The sequence below is a fragment of the Streptomyces tailanensis genome, assembly GCF_008386495.1.
Taxonomy (GTDB): domain Bacteria; phylum Actinomycetota; class Actinomycetes; order Streptomycetales; family Streptomycetaceae; genus Streptomyces; species Streptomyces tailanensis.
Genome location: NZ_VTHJ01000046.1, coordinates 1 through 14,992, shown reverse-complemented (window position 1 = coordinate 14,992; position 14,992 = coordinate 1). Strand labels below are relative to the sequence as shown.

13 protein-coding genes and 1 tRNA gene are annotated in these 14,992 nt (G+C 68.9%); 11 read left to right on the top strand and 3 right to left on the bottom strand.

Annotated elements, in window-relative coordinates; genetic code table 11:
* Positions 1 to 2 precede the first annotated feature (2 nt).
* Positions 3 to 1,013, bottom strand: coding sequence for an SMI1/KNR4 family protein (locus F3T56_RS31130; protein WP_149828684.1), 1,011 nt, complete (start codon positions 1,011 to 1,013; stop codon positions 3 to 5).
* Positions 1,014 to 1,379: 366 nt separating this feature from the next.
* Here F3T56_RS31130 and F3T56_RS31125 point away from each other — a divergent pair, with 366 nt between their 5' ends.
* Both F3T56_RS31125 and F3T56_RS31120 read left to right on the top strand, forming a co-directional pair.
* Positions 1,380 to 1,889, top strand: a complete 510-nt coding sequence (locus F3T56_RS31125; protein WP_149828683.1) for a YwqJ-related putative deaminase — start codon at positions 1,380 to 1,382, stop codon at positions 1,887 to 1,889.
* Positions 1,890 to 2,050: 161 nt separating this feature from the next.
* Positions 2,051 to 2,545: an SUKH-3 domain-containing protein gene (locus F3T56_RS31120; RefSeq protein ID WP_149828682.1), complete on the top strand. Its 495-nt coding sequence runs from the start codon at positions 2,051 to 2,053 to the stop codon at positions 2,543 to 2,545.
* 215 nt (positions 2,546 to 2,760) lie between these two features.
* Here the strand turns inward: F3T56_RS31120 and F3T56_RS31115 are convergent, their stop codons facing one another.
* Positions 2,761 to 4,095 carry a sensor histidine kinase gene (locus F3T56_RS31115; protein ID WP_149828681.1) on the bottom strand — a complete coding sequence of 445 codons (1,335 nt, stop codon included), beginning with the start codon at positions 4,093 to 4,095 and terminating at the stop codon, positions 2,761 to 2,763.
* Between the two features lie 167 nt (positions 4,096 to 4,262).
* On the opposite strand from F3T56_RS31115, the gene F3T56_RS31110 reads away from it, so the two are divergent.
* From F3T56_RS31110 to F3T56_RS31080, 7 genes are all read left to right on the top strand, one after another.
* On the top strand, positions 4,263 to 5,123 hold the full coding sequence (locus F3T56_RS31110) for a hypothetical protein (RefSeq protein ID WP_149828680.1): 861 nt from the start codon (positions 4,263 to 4,265) through the stop codon (positions 5,121 to 5,123).
* Positions 5,124 to 5,145: 22 nt separating this feature from the next.
* Positions 5,146 to 5,217, top strand: a tRNA-Gln gene (locus F3T56_RS31105).
* A 125-nt stretch (positions 5,218 to 5,342) separates the two neighbouring features.
* Positions 5,343 to 6,791, top strand: coding sequence for a bifunctional UDP-N-acetylglucosamine diphosphorylase/glucosamine-1-phosphate N-acetyltransferase GlmU (gene glmU, locus F3T56_RS31100; RefSeq protein ID WP_149828679.1), 1,449 nt, complete (start codon positions 5,343 to 5,345; stop codon positions 6,789 to 6,791).
* 107 nt (positions 6,792 to 6,898) lie between these two features.
* Entirely contained in the window at positions 6,899 to 7,873 is a 975-nt protein-coding gene (locus F3T56_RS31095) for a ribose-phosphate diphosphokinase (protein WP_149828678.1), read from the top strand.
* Positions 7,874 to 8,059: 186 nt separating this feature from the next.
* Positions 8,060 to 8,653, top strand: a complete 594-nt coding sequence (locus F3T56_RS31090; RefSeq protein WP_149828677.1) for a 50S ribosomal protein L25/general stress protein Ctc — start codon at positions 8,060 to 8,062, stop codon at positions 8,651 to 8,653.
* A gap of 73 nt (positions 8,654 to 8,726) precedes the next feature.
* Complete coding sequence (pth, locus tag F3T56_RS31085; RefSeq protein WP_149828676.1) at positions 8,727 to 9,329, top strand: aminoacyl-tRNA hydrolase; 603 nt, start codon at positions 8,727 to 8,729, stop codon at positions 9,327 to 9,329.
* A gap of 101 nt (positions 9,330 to 9,430) precedes the next feature.
* Positions 9,431 to 9,958, top strand: coding sequence for a hypothetical protein (locus F3T56_RS31080; protein ID WP_425473668.1), 528 nt, complete (start codon positions 9,431 to 9,433; stop codon positions 9,956 to 9,958).
* Positions 9,959 to 10,031: 73 nt separating this feature from the next.
* On the opposite strand, the gene ppc is transcribed toward F3T56_RS31080, so the two are convergent.
* Entirely contained in the window at positions 10,032 to 12,764 is a 2,733-nt protein-coding gene (ppc, locus tag F3T56_RS31075) for a phosphoenolpyruvate carboxylase (protein WP_149828674.1), read from the bottom strand.
* 417 nt (positions 12,765 to 13,181) lie between these two features.
* Here ppc and F3T56_RS31070 point away from each other — a divergent pair, with 417 nt between their 5' ends.
* Positions 13,182 to 14,213 (top strand): acyl-CoA desaturase, encoded by a 1,032-nt coding sequence (locus F3T56_RS31070; protein WP_149828673.1) that lies wholly within the window; start codon positions 13,182 to 13,184, stop codon positions 14,211 to 14,213.
* Positions 14,210 to 14,887 carry a TetR/AcrR family transcriptional regulator gene (locus F3T56_RS31065; protein WP_149828672.1) on the top strand — a complete coding sequence of 226 codons (678 nt, stop codon included), beginning with the start codon at positions 14,210 to 14,212 and terminating at the stop codon, positions 14,885 to 14,887. Before F3T56_RS31070 ends, F3T56_RS31065 begins: the two co-directional genes overlap by 4 nt.
* Positions 14,888 to 14,992 lie beyond the last annotated feature (105 nt).

Below are 14,992 nucleotides of genomic sequence, written 5' to 3'. Positions count from 1 at the left end.
ACTCACTCCCCCACCGAAGACGTCGCGGCGCCCGCGGCAACCGGCACGGCACGTGCGAAGCCACCGTCCACCATCAGGTTCGCCACCGTCTCCAACTCCGGCGGATTGCCCGCCAGCCGGGACAGAAACGTGTCGAAGTCCTCACCGGCGGGGACCAGCAACCGCTCCACCCGCTCGGCCGGAGGCCACGACGGATCGACATCACGGGCGTCGTCGTACGCGCAGAACCACACCGACCCGATCCGGTCGCCCTTCACCTTCACCGCGAGCAGCCCGCCCTGCGCGAACGCGACCGCCAGATAGTCCTTGGTGAGATGGTCGCGGAGGCACTTGTTGACGTACACCAGGTCGTTGACGGCCGCCTCGTCGCGCACCGTGAAGAACGGCTGATCGACCAGCAGCCCCAACTCCGCGTCCAGCGCCGCCCCCACCGGAGCGCAACCGCCGGCCGCCTTCAGGAACGACCGGTACGCGCCCGGCAGCCGGTACCCGAGATCCTCCTCAACCCCTTGCACCTGCGACTCGGTCACCGCCACCGCCGACGTCTTCGGCAACCCGAAATGCGCCGGCCGGGTCTCCTGCAACGGCCGCGTGCCCCGCTTGTTCTGGTCCACGCGCGCCGTCGCGATCCCACCGTGATGCCGCAGCAGCGCCTTCACCTCGACCGGCACCAGCTCCAGCCGCCGACCGCCCGCCACGTGATGCCACGTCCACCCGTGCGGCGTCGCCACCGCCGGGATCGTGTCCCACAACTCGTGCCCGGTCGCCGCCAGCGCCGCGTTCGCGGACACGTAGTCCGTCAACCGCAGCTCGTCCACCCCGAACCCCTCCGGAGGATCGGCGATCTCCGCCGCGGCACGCGCATAGGGCGAGAAGTCCGGATAGCCGTGCGCGTCAACACGGACACCCCTCGGATGACGCGCGGCCCGGACCGGGTCCGGAAACTGCACGACCTGCCCGGCGTAGGCCGCGTTCGGCGGCGCGGCTTGCTGCCCGAGCCGACCTGTCGTCATGGCGGTAGCCCCCTGCGGCGTTCTGTGTGACCTGTTCTGGCGGTCTGACTGCTGTCTCTATGTGACTGGCTGTGGAAAGGCCCGTGTACGACCTCGTACACGCCCCGTTCCCACACCCCGATCCGCCCTGCCCCCGCACCCGACCGGCTCTCGATCTGCCCTCGATCGCGGGAACCGCACGGATCGCGGTTGTCGACAGCCTATGCGGTACGGCGACACCGGTCACCGGGCCTCCGCTTCCGTGACCAGCCGTCACATCACCCTCACCGTGTGCCGAAGCCCGGGCGTGTCGCACAGCCCCAGCTTCCGCACCCGCCACACCGTTTGGCACTCTGTGTCCGCTGACGGGGGATGCAACAGGAGGGGATGACGATCATGAGCACGACGCAGGCGGGACCTTCGGGCGATCCCCGTATCGGCTGGAGCACCGCGGAACAACCGCATGCCCCCACCCTCCTCCACCGCCGCGACGGCATCCTGCCCACCGTCGCCGCCGCCCTCTCCGTACGCGGCGAAACCCTCACCGGCACCGCCGCCCGCGGCGACCACCCACCGCCCCTGCACCCCCTCGTCCAGGAGTTCCTCGACTCCCTCGCCACCGCACAACGCGACCGCTTCACCGGCCGCTGCGCCGAGGCCATCCTCATCTCCCGGCACATCACCACCGCCGACGCCGGACGCAGCAAGCGCGCCGCCCGCAGACCCATGACCAACGGCGAGGCCCGCAAGGTCCTCAAGCAGGCCAAACTCACCACCCGCCACATCCGCGAGGACGGCGACCCCCTCCACGGCGGCTTCGCCACCCCCTGCCGCGCCTGCACCGCCCTCAGCTCCCACTTCGGCGTCCGCATCGTGGACCCGACGCAGCAGAACTGACGGGCAATCCCCCACCGAGCCCCCACCGGGCAACCGAACAGCCCCAAGCGCCATCTCTGGAGGAACACCCCGGAAATCACGAAACCCACCCCGGACACACAGGATCACCTGGTAGGCCGATGTCCCCACCACCGACGAACCCCCCGACGAACAAAGGGCAGATGCACACCGACCGCACCTCGACCACGCGCTTCTCCGTACCCGTCGACGCCGCCCTGCGCGCCGCCGGCTGGCAGCCCGGACGCTGGGACATAAAGCAGGCCGAATTCTGGGCCGACACCCTGCGCGAGCACACCTCGCCCGCAGGCCACCGCCACGCCGTCTTCCCGGCGGCCGTCGAGGCCTGGGCCGAATTCGGCGGCCTCCACCTCACCTCACAGGGCCCCGGCCGCCAACTCGCCCCCGTCAACCTCCACCTCGACCCCCTCCACGGCCTCCACATGGCCCGCACCCTCGGCGACCTCGGCCGCGCCCTCGACACCGAGGTCTGCCCCCTCGGCCACGAAACGGCCACCCGAGCCCTCCTCGCCATCGACACGAGCGGCCGCGCCTACGCCCTCGACCACACCGGCGACTGGTACCTCGGCCCCCACATCGACGCCGCCCTCACCACCCTCCTCGCGGGCAACGCCCCGGTACGGCTGACAGCGGGCTGAGCACGCCCATACGCATACGCAGCCGCGGGCAATCGTGCCGCTGGGGCGATGGGGGTACCTCCCGCTCATGGGGGTCCCTCCCGCTTGAGCGAAGTCGAGAGTGGGGGAGGGTGGGCCCAGCGGCACCCGGCAAGCGCCGGTAAGCGAAACCCACCCCCGCCCAGCACCAGCCGCCGGGCGCCGTACAAGCCGCGCGAACCTTGGCTACAGCGGAGCTACGCCGCCGGAATCACCGCCGACACCCGAAACCCCCCAGCCTCCGTCGGCCCCGACACAAACACACCACCCAGCCCGGCCACCCGCTCCTTCATACCGAGCAACCCGTTCCCCCCGCTCGGCAACCGCGCGGCCCCCGCCGCCCCCGGCTCCGGCGGCGGACCGTTCTCCACCTGCATCGCGATCTCCGCCGCCCGATGCGCCAACCGCACATGCGTCTTCGCCCCCGCCGCATGCTTGTGCACGTTCGTCAACGCCTCCTGCACCACCCGGTACGCCGTCTGCTCCACATCAGCCGCATACGCCCGCACCTCCCCCTCCACCGACAACTCGACGACCATCCCCGCAGCCGCCGACTGCCCCACCAACTCCTCCAACTCCGCCAGACAAGGCCCCTCCCCCGACTCCTCCTCCGCCCGCGAAGCCGCAGCAGCGGCAGCAGCCCCCACCGCCGCCAACGGCACCCCCGCCGGCTCCGCCCGCACCACCGACGACAACCCCTCCCCCGACCGCAACACCCCGAGCATCTCCCGCAACTCGGTCAACGCCTGCCGCCCCATGTCCCCCACAAGCGCCGCGTTCTTCACCGCCTTCTCCGGATCCTTCCGCGCCACCGCCTGCAACGCGGCGGCATGCACAACCATCAGGCTCACCCGATGCGCGACCACGTCATGCATCTCCCGCGCTATACGGGTCCGCTCCTCCCCTCGAGCCCACTCCGCCCGCTCCTCCGCCCGCTCCGCGAGCAACTGAAGCTCCCGCTCCAGCGAGTCCGCCCGCTCCCGCAGACTCTCCATCAACCGCCGCCGCGCCCCCACGTACAACCCGAGCAACACCGGCGGCGCGGTCAGTCCTATGGCCAGCGTCAACGACACGAACGGCGCGAACCACTCCCCACCGACCCCCGCGTCCCCACTCACCTTGCTCTGCGTCGCCTGCACGAACCACACGATGAACACACCGACGAACGCCATCCCCGAGAGCGCCCCGATGATCCGCCGCGGCGCCTCCGACGCCGCCAGCGTGTACAACCCGACGAGCCCCATCAGATACCCCATCTGAGCAGGCGCGACAGCGACGAAGACCAGAACGACGGCGACGGGCCACATCCGCCGCACCAACAACACCGACCCGGCGACGGCCCCGAACACGACCCCCACACCCACCGGCAACCCGGCCTCGCCCGCGAACCGCTCCCCCTGCACCGCGCACTCGACCGCCGACACCAGCGCCAACCCGCCGTCCAGCAGCGCCCCCCGCCACCGCTCCCACCACCACGGCCCGGCCCTCTCCCCCGCCTCGGCCCCGGTGCGGTCTTCCCCCGTCGTGGTCATAGCCCAAGCCTACGTTCGTGCGCCCCCGCTTTTCCGGCGAGTTTCCCGTACTGGCCTACACCACACCCCGCATTCGAACAGAAGCGAAACCACCCGGTATCCCTCGAACTGTTGAATCGCCCACCGTTCGACCCCGGAACCCCCCATTCCGCCCGGACGGTATGCCCATGGCACACGCATACGGCAAGTACGCCGACTTCGAGGGCCTCCGCGACCAGGCGGTCGCCCTCCGCCGATCAGGCCTCAGCCGCCGCCAGATCCGCGACCGGCTCCACGTCGACAACAACGACATCCTCAACCGCCTCCTGGAAGGGGAGCCCCCACCGGAGTGGACCAAGCGCCCGAACGCCAAGGACGACCTGCGGCACAGGGCACGAGAGCTACGCCTCCAGGGCTGGACGTACGACCAGATCCAGGTAGAGCTGGGCTGCTCGAAGAGCTCGATCTCGCTCTGGGTACGGGACCTGCCGAAGCCGGAACGGAAGCGTTCCCCCGAGGAAGCCTCAGCCATCGCGAGGAGGGGCTGGGAGGCCACTCTGCAGCGCCGCGAGGAGGAGCGCCAGCACGCGAAGTCCGCCGCCCAGCAAGCAGTCGGCGACCTGACCGAGCGAGAGGTGTTCCTGGCGGGGGTGACCCTCTACTGGGCCGAAGGCGCCAAGGACAAGTCGTACAGCCGCCGCGAGAGGCTGCATTTCATCAACAGCGACCCGAACGTCATCCGCTTCTTCCTGCGCTGGCTTGACGTAGTTGGCGTAGAGCGCGAGCGCCTGCGCTTTCGGGTGAGCATCCACGAGTCGGCCGACGTGGCAGGCGCTGAAGAGTTCTGGGCCGGACTGGTCGGCGTCGACCGCGCCGCATTCCAGAAGGCCACCCTCAAGAAGCACAACCCGAAGACAAACCGCAAGAACACCTCGGAGGCATATCGCGGCTGTCTGATCATCTACGTACTCAAGAGCGCCGATCTATACCGTCGCATGGAAGGCGCCTGGTACGGCATAGTAGGAGGCGCCTCTCGACGGCCGGACTAAATGTCTGGTTTGGTCGAGTTATTCCCCCGTGGTGTAATTGGCAGCACTGTGGCTTTTGGTGCCATCTGTCCGGGTTCGAGTCCTGGCGGGGGAGCTCTACTCAGTTCGGGTCCTGACCCAAGCCAGACGGGTCAGGACCCGCTCACATTTCCCCCTCACAACGCCCCGGTATCCTGCGGATGTCCACACCCCACCCATCCACAGCCGAAGGGCATCCCCGTGAGCGCAACCCGCCCGGCAGCCGTCGTCGTACTCGCAGCGGGTGAGGGCACCCGTATGAAGTCGGCCACACCGAAGGTTCTGCACAGCATTTGTGGCCGTTCGCTGGTCGGCCACGTACTCGCCGCCGCACGCGAGTTGGACCCGGAGAACCTCGTCGTGGTCGTGGGGCACGCCCGCGAGAAGGTCGCCGCGCATCTGAACGAGATCGACCCGGGCGTCCGTACGGCGGTCCAGGCGGAGCAGAACGGCACCGGGCACGCCGTGCGCATGGCCCTCGAAGAGCTGGGCGGCACCGTCGACGGAACGGTCGTGGTCGTCTGCGGCGACACCCCGCTCCTCACCGGCGCCACCCTCCAGGCCCTCGCCGCCACCCACGCCGCCGACGGCAACGCGGTCACCGTGCTGACCGCCGAGGTCCCGGACGCCACTGGCTACGGCCGTATCGTGCGCGACGGCGCCTCCGGTGCCGTGACCGCCATCGTCGAGCACAAGGACGCCTCCGAGTCGCAGCGCGCGATCCGTGAGATCAACTCGGGGGTGTTCGCGTTCGACGGTCAGCTGCTGGCGGACGCGCTCGGGAAGGTCAGGACGGACAACTCCCAGGGTGAGGAGTACCTGACGGACGTCCTCGGGATCCTCAGGGAGGCCGGGCATCGGGTCGGTGCCTCGGTGGCCGGCGACCACCGTGAGATCGCCGGTATCAACAACCGCGTGCAGCTGGCGGAAGCCCGTCGCATCCTCAATGACCGGCTCCTGACCGAGGCCATGCTGGCCGGTGTGACCGTCGTCGACCCGGCCACCACCTGGGTGGATGTGACCGTCACCTTCGAGCAGGACGCGGTCGTCCATCCCGCCACCCAGCTCCTCGGCGCCACGCACCTCGGTGAGGGCGCGGAGGTCGGTCCGAACTCCCGGTTGAAGGACACGAGGGTCGGGGCCGGTGCGCGGGTGGACAACACGGTCGCGGACGGTGCCGAGGTCGGGCCGCAGGCGACCGTGGGGCCGTACGCGTACCTCCGTCCCGGTACCCGTCTCGGGCTGAAGTCCAAGATCGGTACATACGTGGAGACCAAGAACGCGAACATCGGCGAGGGGACGAAGGTGCCGCACCTGTCCTACGTCGGTGACGCGACGATCGGTGAGTACACGAACATCGGTGCGGCGAGCGTGTTCGTGAACTACGACGGTGAGCAGAAGCATCACACCACCGTGGGGTCGCACTGCAAGACCGGCAGCGACAACATGTTTGTGGCGCCTGTCACGGTCGGGGACGGCGCGTACAGCGCGGCGGGGTCCGTGATCACGAAGGATGTGCCGCCCGGTTCGTTGGCCGTGGCCCGTGGCCAGCAGCGGAATATCGAGGGTTGGGTGGCTCGTAAGCGTCCGGGGAGCGCGGCGGCGAAGGCGGCCGAGGTGGCTTCTCGGGAGGCGGAGAGCGAAAGCTGACCGGAAACAGGTGCGTCTGGGACGGCGTACCGTGATAAATGCACACCCGCACCCCAGCTGAGCGGCTGCCGTACGCCCGGCTGAGAAACCTCTGAGGAGACAGTGCTGTGACCGGGATCAAGACGACCGGCGAGAAGAAGATGATGTTCTTCTCCGGCCGCGCCCACCCCGAGCTTGCCCAGGAGGTCGCCCAGCAGTTGGGTGTCGGGGTTGTCCCGACGAAGGCCTTCGACTTCGCGAACGGGGAGATCTACGTCCGTTACGAGGAGTCGGCTCGTGGTGCGGACTGCTTTGTGATTCAGAGCCACACGGCGCCGATCAACCAGTGGGTCATGGAGCAGTTGATCATGATCGACGCGTTGAAGCGTGCGTCGGCTCGTTCCATCACCGTGATCGTGCCGTTCTACGGTTACGCGCGGCAGGACAAGAAGCACCGTGGGCGTGAACCGATTTCGGCGCGTCTGATCGCGGATCTGATGAAGACGGCGGGTGCGGACCGGATTCTGGCCGTGGATCTGCACACGGATCAGATCCAGGGCTTCTTCGACGGTCCGGTGGACCACCTGTTCGCGCTGCCGCTGCTGGCGGACTACGTGGGTGAGAAGGTGGACCGGAGCAAGCTGACGGTGGTGTCTCCGGACGCGGGTCGGGTGCGGGTGGCGGACCGTTGGTGCGACCGGCTCGGCGCGCCGCTGGCGATCGTGCACAAGCGGCGTGACAAGGATGTGGCGAACCAGGTCACCGTGCACGAGGTCGTGGGTGAGGTGAAGGGTCGTATCTGTGTCCTCGTGGACGACATGGTCGACACGGGTGGGACGATCTGTGCCGCCGCCGACGCGCTGTTCGCGCACGGTGCGGAGGACGTCATCGTGACGGCGACGCACGGTGTGCTGTCCGGCCCGGCCGCCGACCGTCTGAAGAACTCGAAGGTCAGCGAGTTCGTGTTCACCAACTCCCTCCCGACCCCGGGTGAGCTGGATCTGGACAAGATCACGGTTCTCTCGATCGCGCCGACGATCGCGAATGCGGTGCGTGAGGTGTTCGAGGACGGTTCGGTGACGAGCCTGTTCGACGAGCAGTAGAGCGAGCGTTAGAGATCGTTTTGGGTACGGCCTCCCCCTCCGAGTAGACTGCTGAAGTTGCTCGGCGAGGGAGGCCGTACTCCGTTTTCTGACGGATGCGGTGGTCCGTTATCGACGCGCTCTTCGTAGCAGGCCGTTCGTGTGGCCGGGTGACCTTGTCCCCCTAGTTTTCTACGAGGAGTGATCATGTCCGAGGTGAAGCTCGCCGCGTCGACGCGTACCGAGTTCGGTAAGGGTGCGGCCCGTCGTATCCGTCGTGACGCCAAGGTTCCCGGTGTTCTGTACGGTCACGGTGCGGACCCGGTGCACCTGACGCTGCCGGGTCACGACCTTCTTCTTGCCCTGCGTACGCCGAACGTCCTGATCTCGCTGGACATCGACGGCAAGGCCACCCAGCTGGCGATCCCGAAGTCCGTGCAGCGTGACCCGATCAAGGGTTTCCTGGAGCACGTCGACCTGCTGCTCGTGAAGAAGGGCGAGAAGGTCAACGTCGAGATCCCCGTGCACACCGAGGGTGAGCTGGCGGCGGGTGGCAACCTGCTGGAGCACGTGCTGAACGCGCTGCCGGTCGAGGCCGAGGCCACGCACATCCCGGAGTCCGTCACGGTGTCCGTCGAAGGTCTGGAGGCCGGTGCGTCCGTCCTCGCCAAGGACATCACCCTGCCGAAGGGCACCACGCTGGCCGTCGACGGCGACGCCGTCGTCCTCCAGGTCCTGTCCGCCCAGGCGGAGGAGCCGTCGGAGGAGTCCGCGGAGGGCGAAGCGGCCGCCGAGGCCTGATCCTCAGCTCTGTCATCGGTTCGTCAGCCGCTGTTCCCTTCAGGGGGCAGCGGCTGGCGCGTATCAAGGAGACATGCACGTGACGACCGATCCGAGTGCGCCCTGGCTCATCGCCGGCCTCGGCAATCCCGGGCCCGAGTACGCGGCGAACCGGCACAACGTGGGGTTCATGGTGGCTGATCTGTTGGCCGAGCGGATCGGGGGGAGGTTCAAGCGGGCCGGGAAGGCTCAGGCGCAAGTGGTGGAGGGGCGGATCGGTCCGCCGGGGCCGGGGAACCGGCGGGTGGTTCTCGTGAAGCCGATGTCGTTCATGAATCTGTCGGGTGGTCCGGTGACCGCGTTGCGGGACTTCTACAAGGTTCCGGTGGCGAACATCGTGGCGATCCATGACGAGTTGGACATCGACTACGGGACGTTGCGGTTGAAGCTGGGCGGTGGTGACAACGGTCACAACGGGCTGAAGTCGATGACGAAGGCGATGGGGTCGGACTATCACCGGGTGCGGTTCGGGATCGGTCGGCCGCCAGGTCGTATGCAGGTGGCGGACTTCGTGTTGAAGGACTTCTCCTCCGCGGAGCGCAAGGAGTTGGACTACTTCGTGGACCGGGCGGCGGACGCGGTGGAGTGTCTGGTCATCGATGGCCTGGAGCGGGCGCAGGGGACGTACAACTCCTGAGCCGATCCTTGTCGATCCGGATAAGTCCTGTTTTCGGGCGGCCGCCCGTGCTGGCCTGCGACGGTTGACCGACCGCAGTTCCATGGCCAATGATCCCCGCCATGCCTGCGACGACCACCGAGACCTCTCCGCGTTCGCGACGCGCCCGTGCGTCGCGCAAGGACGGCGGCGCGGCGTCCGCGTTGCGGTACGGGCGGCTCGTGGCGATGGGTGCCGTGGCCGTGGTGATCCTGATCGCGGGGGTGTGGGGTTCCTGGGACTGCGCCCAGCACGTGATGCTGAGCAAGGGGCGTGAGCAGGGGACGATGACTGTCTCGCGGTGTGGCGAGGAGTCCTGCTGGGGGCCGTACGAGCCGGTGTCGGTGGGGTCGACGGCGCGGAAGCGGGTCGACATCGAGCAGACCGTGGCGGTGGAGACGGGCAAGACGTACACGGTCGTCGTGAAGCCGGGCAGTGGTGAGGTCGTGCGGACGGGGCCGGCGGGTCTGTTGCACGCCTGGGTGCCGCTCGGCGGTGCGCTGCTGCTCGCCTCGGTGGTGGTGGCGGGCGGGCTGCGGATGACGCGTTCGGCGTGGGTGCTGGGCGGCGCGGGGATCGCGCTGATCACGGCGGCTTGGGTGGCCCTCTGAGCCCTGCCTCTTCTTCGGATACAACGGTGCCCCCATGGTCGTACGACCATGGGGGCACCGCTTCTGTGTGGGGTCAGCCGGTGTTGCGGAGGCCCGCCGCGACGCCATTGACCGTGAGGAGGAGGGCTCGGGCGAGGAGCGGGTCGGGGGTGTCGCCGGCGGCCGCGGCGTCGCGCTGGCGCTTGAGGAGGGTGACCTGGAGGTAGGAGATGGGGTCGAGGTAGGCGTCGCGGATGGAGAAGGTCTGCTGGAGGACGGGGTTGACGTCGAGCAGCTTGTCCTCGCCGGTGATGCGCAGGACCTCGCGGACGGTCAGCTCGTGTTCGGCCTTGATGGTGGCGAAGACGTGCTTGAGGTGGTCGGGGACGAGGGTGTCGACGTAGTGCTCGGCGATCCGGAGGTCGGTCTTGGCGAGCGTCATCTCGACGTTGGAGAGGAAGTTGCGGAAGAAGTGCCACTGTTCGTGCATCTCGTCGAGCACGGTGTCGAGGCCGGCTTCGCGCAGTGCCTTCAGGCCGGAGCCGACGCCGTACCAGCCGGGCACGATCTGCCGTGACTGGGTCCAGCCGAAGACCCACGGGATGGCGCGCAGGCCGTCGAGTCCGGCGCCGGAGTCGGGGCGGCGCGAGGGCCGCGATCCGAGGTGGAGGTCGGCGAGCTGGTCGACGGGGGTGGAGGCGAAGAAGTACGCGGGGAGGTCGGGGTCCTCGACGAGGCGGCGGTAGGCGGCCTCGGCGGCGTCGCTCACCAGGTCCATGGCCGCGTCCCAGCGGGCGAGCGCCTCGACGGACTGGCGGGGAGCGGTGTGCAGGGCAGAAGCCTGCAACGTCGCCGCCACCGTCAGCTCCAGGTTCTCCCTGGCCAGCGAGGGCACGAGGTACTTGTCGGAGATGACCTCGCCCTGCTCGGTCACCTTGATCTCGCCCTCCAGCGTGCCCCACGGCTGCGCGAGGATCGCGTCGTGGGACGGACCGCCGCCACGGCCGACGGTGCCGCCCCGGCCGTGGAACAGCCGCAGCCGCACCCCGTACCGATGCGCCACGTCACGCAGGCGCCGCTGTGCCCGGTGGATCTCCCACTGGCTTGTCGTGATGCCGCCGAACTTCGACGAGTCGGAGTAGCCGAGCATGACCTCCTGGACGTCACCGCGGAGGGCGACGAGCCGCCGGTACGACGGGTCGGCGAGCATCTCCTCCAGGATCGTGTCGGCGGCCTTGAGCTCGTCCGTCGTCTCCAGCAGCGGGACGATGCCGATCTTGGCCCAGCCGGCGTGCAGGTCGATGAGGCCCGCCTCGCGCGCCAGAACCGTGGCGGCGAAGACGTCGTCCGCACCCTGGCACATCGAAATGATGTACGACTCGATGACCTCGGGTCCGAAGACGGCGAGGGCCTTCTTGACGGTCTCGAAGACGCCGAGGGTCTTGGCGCCGGCGGCGTCCAGCGGGGCCGGGGTGGGGGCGAGGGGCCTGCGGGACCTGAGTTCCTTGGCGAGGAGCTTGTGGCGGTACTCGCGGGGCATGTCCTCGTAGCGCCAGGACTCCTCGCCGAGGCGGTCGAAGAGCTGGCCGAGGGCGTGGTGGTGGGCGTCGGCGTGTTCGCGGACGTCCATGGTGGCGAGCTGGAGGCCGAAGGCGGCGAGGGTGCGGATCGTACGGTTCATGCGGCCGTCGGCGAAGAGGCCGCCGCGGTGTTCGCGCAGCGAGGTCTGGATCAGCGTCAGATCACCGATCAGCTCGGACGTGCCCAGGTAGTCCCGTCCGGGCTCGTGCGGGATGCCCTTGGCCAGGCGCTCCTTGGTGTTCTCCAGCTTCTGCCGGATGCAGGTGGCCTTGAGGCGGTAGGGCTCCTCGGCGTTCAACCGCTTATACCTGGGGCTGATCTCGGGAAGGGCTTCCAGGTCGGCCTGGAGGGAGGTCAGCAGCTCTTCCGTGGCGCCCGTGTAGCGGATCGAGTTGGACAGGAAGCCGCGTAGTTCGTCGATCAGTTCGAGGGCGTCGTTGATGCCGTGTTCGTGCTGGAGGATGAGGACGTCCCAGGTCACCTGGGGGGTGACGTTGGGGTTGCCGTCGCGGTCGCCGCCGATCCAGGTGCCGAAGGTGAGGGGGCGGGTGGCGTCGGGGAGGGTCACCCCGACCCGCTCCAGTTCGGCGGTGAGGTCCTCCAGGACGTCGCCGACGGCGCCGGCGTGCAGTTCGTCGAGGTAGTAGATGGCGTTGCGGGCCTCGTCGGCGGGCTCCGGACGTACGACGCGGAGCTCGTCCGTCTGCCAGACGAGGTCGATGTTCTCGGCCAGTCGGATGTCGTAGCGACGGCGGTCGGATTCGATGACGGGGGTTTCGAGGAGCGCGGCGATGCGCCGGAGCTTGTTGAGTACCGACCGGCGTGCGGCTTCGGTGGGATGGGCGGTGAAGACCGGGCGGACGTTGAGGTTCTTGACGGTTTCACGCAGGTGTTCGGGGTCGGCGTCCTTGAGGCGGTCGGCCGTACGGGCGAGGAGGCCGCCCTCGGCGGCGCGGCGGGCGCGGAGCTCGCGGCCGCGGTGGACCTGTTCGGTGACGTTGGCGAGGTGGAAGTAGGTGGAGAAGGCTCGTACGAGCTTGGCGGCGGTCTCCAGTTCGGTGCCGCGCAGCAGGTCGGCGGCGGCCTCGCCGTCCTCGCGGGTCAGGCGGCGGACACGCTCGACCAGCTCCAGGAGTTCGGGGCCCTCTTGGCGTACGAGGGTCTCGCCGAGCAGGTCGCCCAGGCGCCGGATGTCGGCGCGCAGCTCGCTGCTGACCGTTGTGCTCTGGTCGTCGGCACTGCTCACAGGTGCGGCTCCTTGCAGTGTTGAAGCTCGGCTGGGAGGGGAACCCGGGCGGGGCACGGGTGGTGCCCGGCGGTTCGGCCCGCGTGGTGGGCCTGGCATCCGGGCAGGATTCAGAGCGGACCGCGCTGTCCGACCGAGTCCAGGATAGGTGGCCGGTGGCACGCACAGGCCGTTAGGTGTCCACTTGGCGGCACGGAGTGCCAGGTGGGCCGCCCGGTCCGGGTCCGGTGACTTCGCCGGACGCTCCGGTGACTCGGCCGGACGGGGGTTGGCTCTCTTGCCGCCGTGCAGCGCGCTGACATACTTACGATGCCGTAGGTTACGGAACCGTAGGGGATGCCGTCAGGTACGTCCCGCACGATGTCGCCGTAGGCACTTCCCCCCTCTCTCCACCCTCGAACCCACAGGGGACGCCCCATGACCCCAAGTTCCGATGTGATCGACGACGCCCCGAAGCCGACCGATTCCCGGGGCTCCGAAGCGACCGGCGCCGCCACCGTCTCGGCGACGCTGGGCGGCGAGCAGAAGCGTTCCGTCGAGCAGCTCGCGCTGCTCCTGTTCATCATCGTCCCGTTCCTCGCGCTGATCGCGGCGGTCCCGCTGGCCTGGGGCTGGGGGGTGAGCTGGCTGGATCTCGGCCTGCTCGTGTTCTTCTACTACCTGGGCTGCCACGGCATCACGATCGGCTTCCACCGGCACTTCACCCATGGTTCGTTCAAGGCCAGGCGTCCGCTGAAGATCGCGCTGGCGATCGCCGGGTCGATGGCCGTCGAGGGCCCGCTGGTCCGCTGGGTGGCCGACCATCGCAAGCATCACAAGTTCTCCGACGCGGAAGGTGACCCGCACTCCCCGTGGCGGTTCGGCGAGACCCTCCCGGCCCTGATGAAGGGCCTGTGGTGGGCACACATCGGCTGGATGTTCGACGAGGAGCAGACCCCGCAGGACAAGTACGCGCCGGATCTGATCAAGGATCCGACGCTCCGGGCGATCTCCCGCCAGTTCGTCCTGTGGACGGTGCTCTCCCTGGCCCTGCCTCCCCTGATCGGCGGTCTGGTGACGATGTCCTGGTGGGGCGCGTTCACGGCGTTCTTCTGGGGCTCGCTCGTCCGGGTGGCGCTGCTGCACCATGTCACCTGGTCGATCAACTCGATCTGCCACGCGGTCGGCAAACGCCCGTTCAAGTCCCGCGACCGCTCGGGCAACGTGTGGTGGCTGGCCGTGCTGTCGTGCGGTGAGTCGTGGCACAACCTCCACCACGCCGACCCCACGTCCGCGCGGCACGGCGTCGAACGCGGCCAGCTGGACTCCTCGGCCCGTCTCATCCGGTGGTTCGAGCAGCTCGGCTGGGCGTACGACGTGCGCTGGCCGTCACGCTCACGTATCGATTCCCGGCGGAACACCGATGAGGGCGCCTCCCGGCACCGGAAGGCACCCGCCGAGGCGGCATGATTGACGCCGTGGCGACCGACTCCAGCAGTACCCCGAGCAACGAGAAGCCGCGGCGTACGCGCCGCACCCGGATGACGGGCGCCGAGCGCCGAGCGCAGCTGCTGGAGGTCGGCCGCGCCCTCTTCGCCGCGAAGGGCTTCGAGGCCACGTCGGTGGAGGAGATCGCGGCGAAGGCCGGGGTGTCCAAGCCGGTGGTGTACGAGCACTTCGGCGGCAAGGAGGGCCTGTACGCGGTGGTGGTGGACCGCGAGATGAGCCGCCTGCTGGACATGGTGACCAGCTCCCTGACGGCTGGCCACCCCCGCGAGCTGCTGGAGCAGGCCGCCTTCGCGCTCCTCGACTTCATCGAGGAGTACACGGACGGTTTCCGCATCCTGGTCCGCGACTCCCCCATCCCCCAGTCGACGGGTTCCTTCGCGTCCCTGATCTCCGACATCGCCACCCAGGTGGAGGACATCCTGGGCCGCGAGTTCAAGAGCCGGGGTTTCGACCCCAAGCTCGCGCCGCTGTACGCCCAGGCCCTGGTCGGCATGGTCGCCCTCACCGGGCAGTGGTGGCTCGACGTCCGCCGGCCGAAGAAGGCGGAGGTGGCTGCGCATCTGGTGAACCTGGCGTGGCACGGGTTGGACGGCATGGAGCAGAAGCCGCGGCTTATCGGCCACCGGAAGAGTTAGGGAGCCTTGGGTCGTCCTTCGGCTGCGGGTGGGTGGGGGCTGGTCGCTCCCCCACTCTCGGCTTCGCTCGAGCGGGGGGACCCCCATCGCGGCGGAGCCGCATAT

What these genes read in the sequence shown, in the direction of transcription:
- F3T56_RS31130 (WP_149828684.1), bottom strand. Translation starts at nt 1,013, where the DNA reads ATGACGACAGGTCGGCTCGGGCAGCAAGCCGCGCCGCCGAACGCGGCC.
- F3T56_RS31125 (WP_149828683.1), top strand. Translation starts at nt 1,380, where the DNA reads ATGACGATCATGAGCACGACGCAGGCGGGACCTTCGGGCGATCCCCGT.
- F3T56_RS31120 (WP_149828682.1), top strand. Translation starts at nt 2,051, where the DNA reads ATGCACACCGACCGCACCTCGACCACGCGCTTCTCCGTACCCGTCGAC.
- F3T56_RS31115 (WP_149828681.1), bottom strand. Translation starts at nt 4,095, where the DNA reads ATGACCACGACGGGGGAAGACCGCACCGGGGCCGAGGCGGGGGAGAGG.
- F3T56_RS31110 (WP_149828680.1), top strand. Translation starts at nt 4,263, where the DNA reads ATGGCACACGCATACGGCAAGTACGCCGACTTCGAGGGCCTCCGCGAC.
- F3T56_RS31090 (WP_149828677.1), top strand. Translation starts at nt 8,060, where the DNA reads ATGTCCGAGGTGAAGCTCGCCGCGTCGACGCGTACCGAGTTCGGTAAG.
- pth (WP_149828676.1), top strand. Translation starts at nt 8,727, where the DNA reads ATGCACGTGACGACCGATCCGAGTGCGCCCTGGCTCATCGCCGGCCTC.
- F3T56_RS31080 (WP_425473668.1), top strand. Translation starts at nt 9,431, where the DNA reads ATGCCTGCGACGACCACCGAGACCTCTCCGCGTTCGCGACGCGCCCGT.
- F3T56_RS31070 (WP_149828673.1), top strand. Translation starts at nt 13,182, where the DNA reads ATGACCCCAAGTTCCGATGTGATCGACGACGCCCCGAAGCCGACCGAT.
- F3T56_RS31065 (WP_149828672.1), top strand. Translation starts at nt 14,210, where the DNA reads ATGATTGACGCCGTGGCGACCGACTCCAGCAGTACCCCGAGCAACGAG.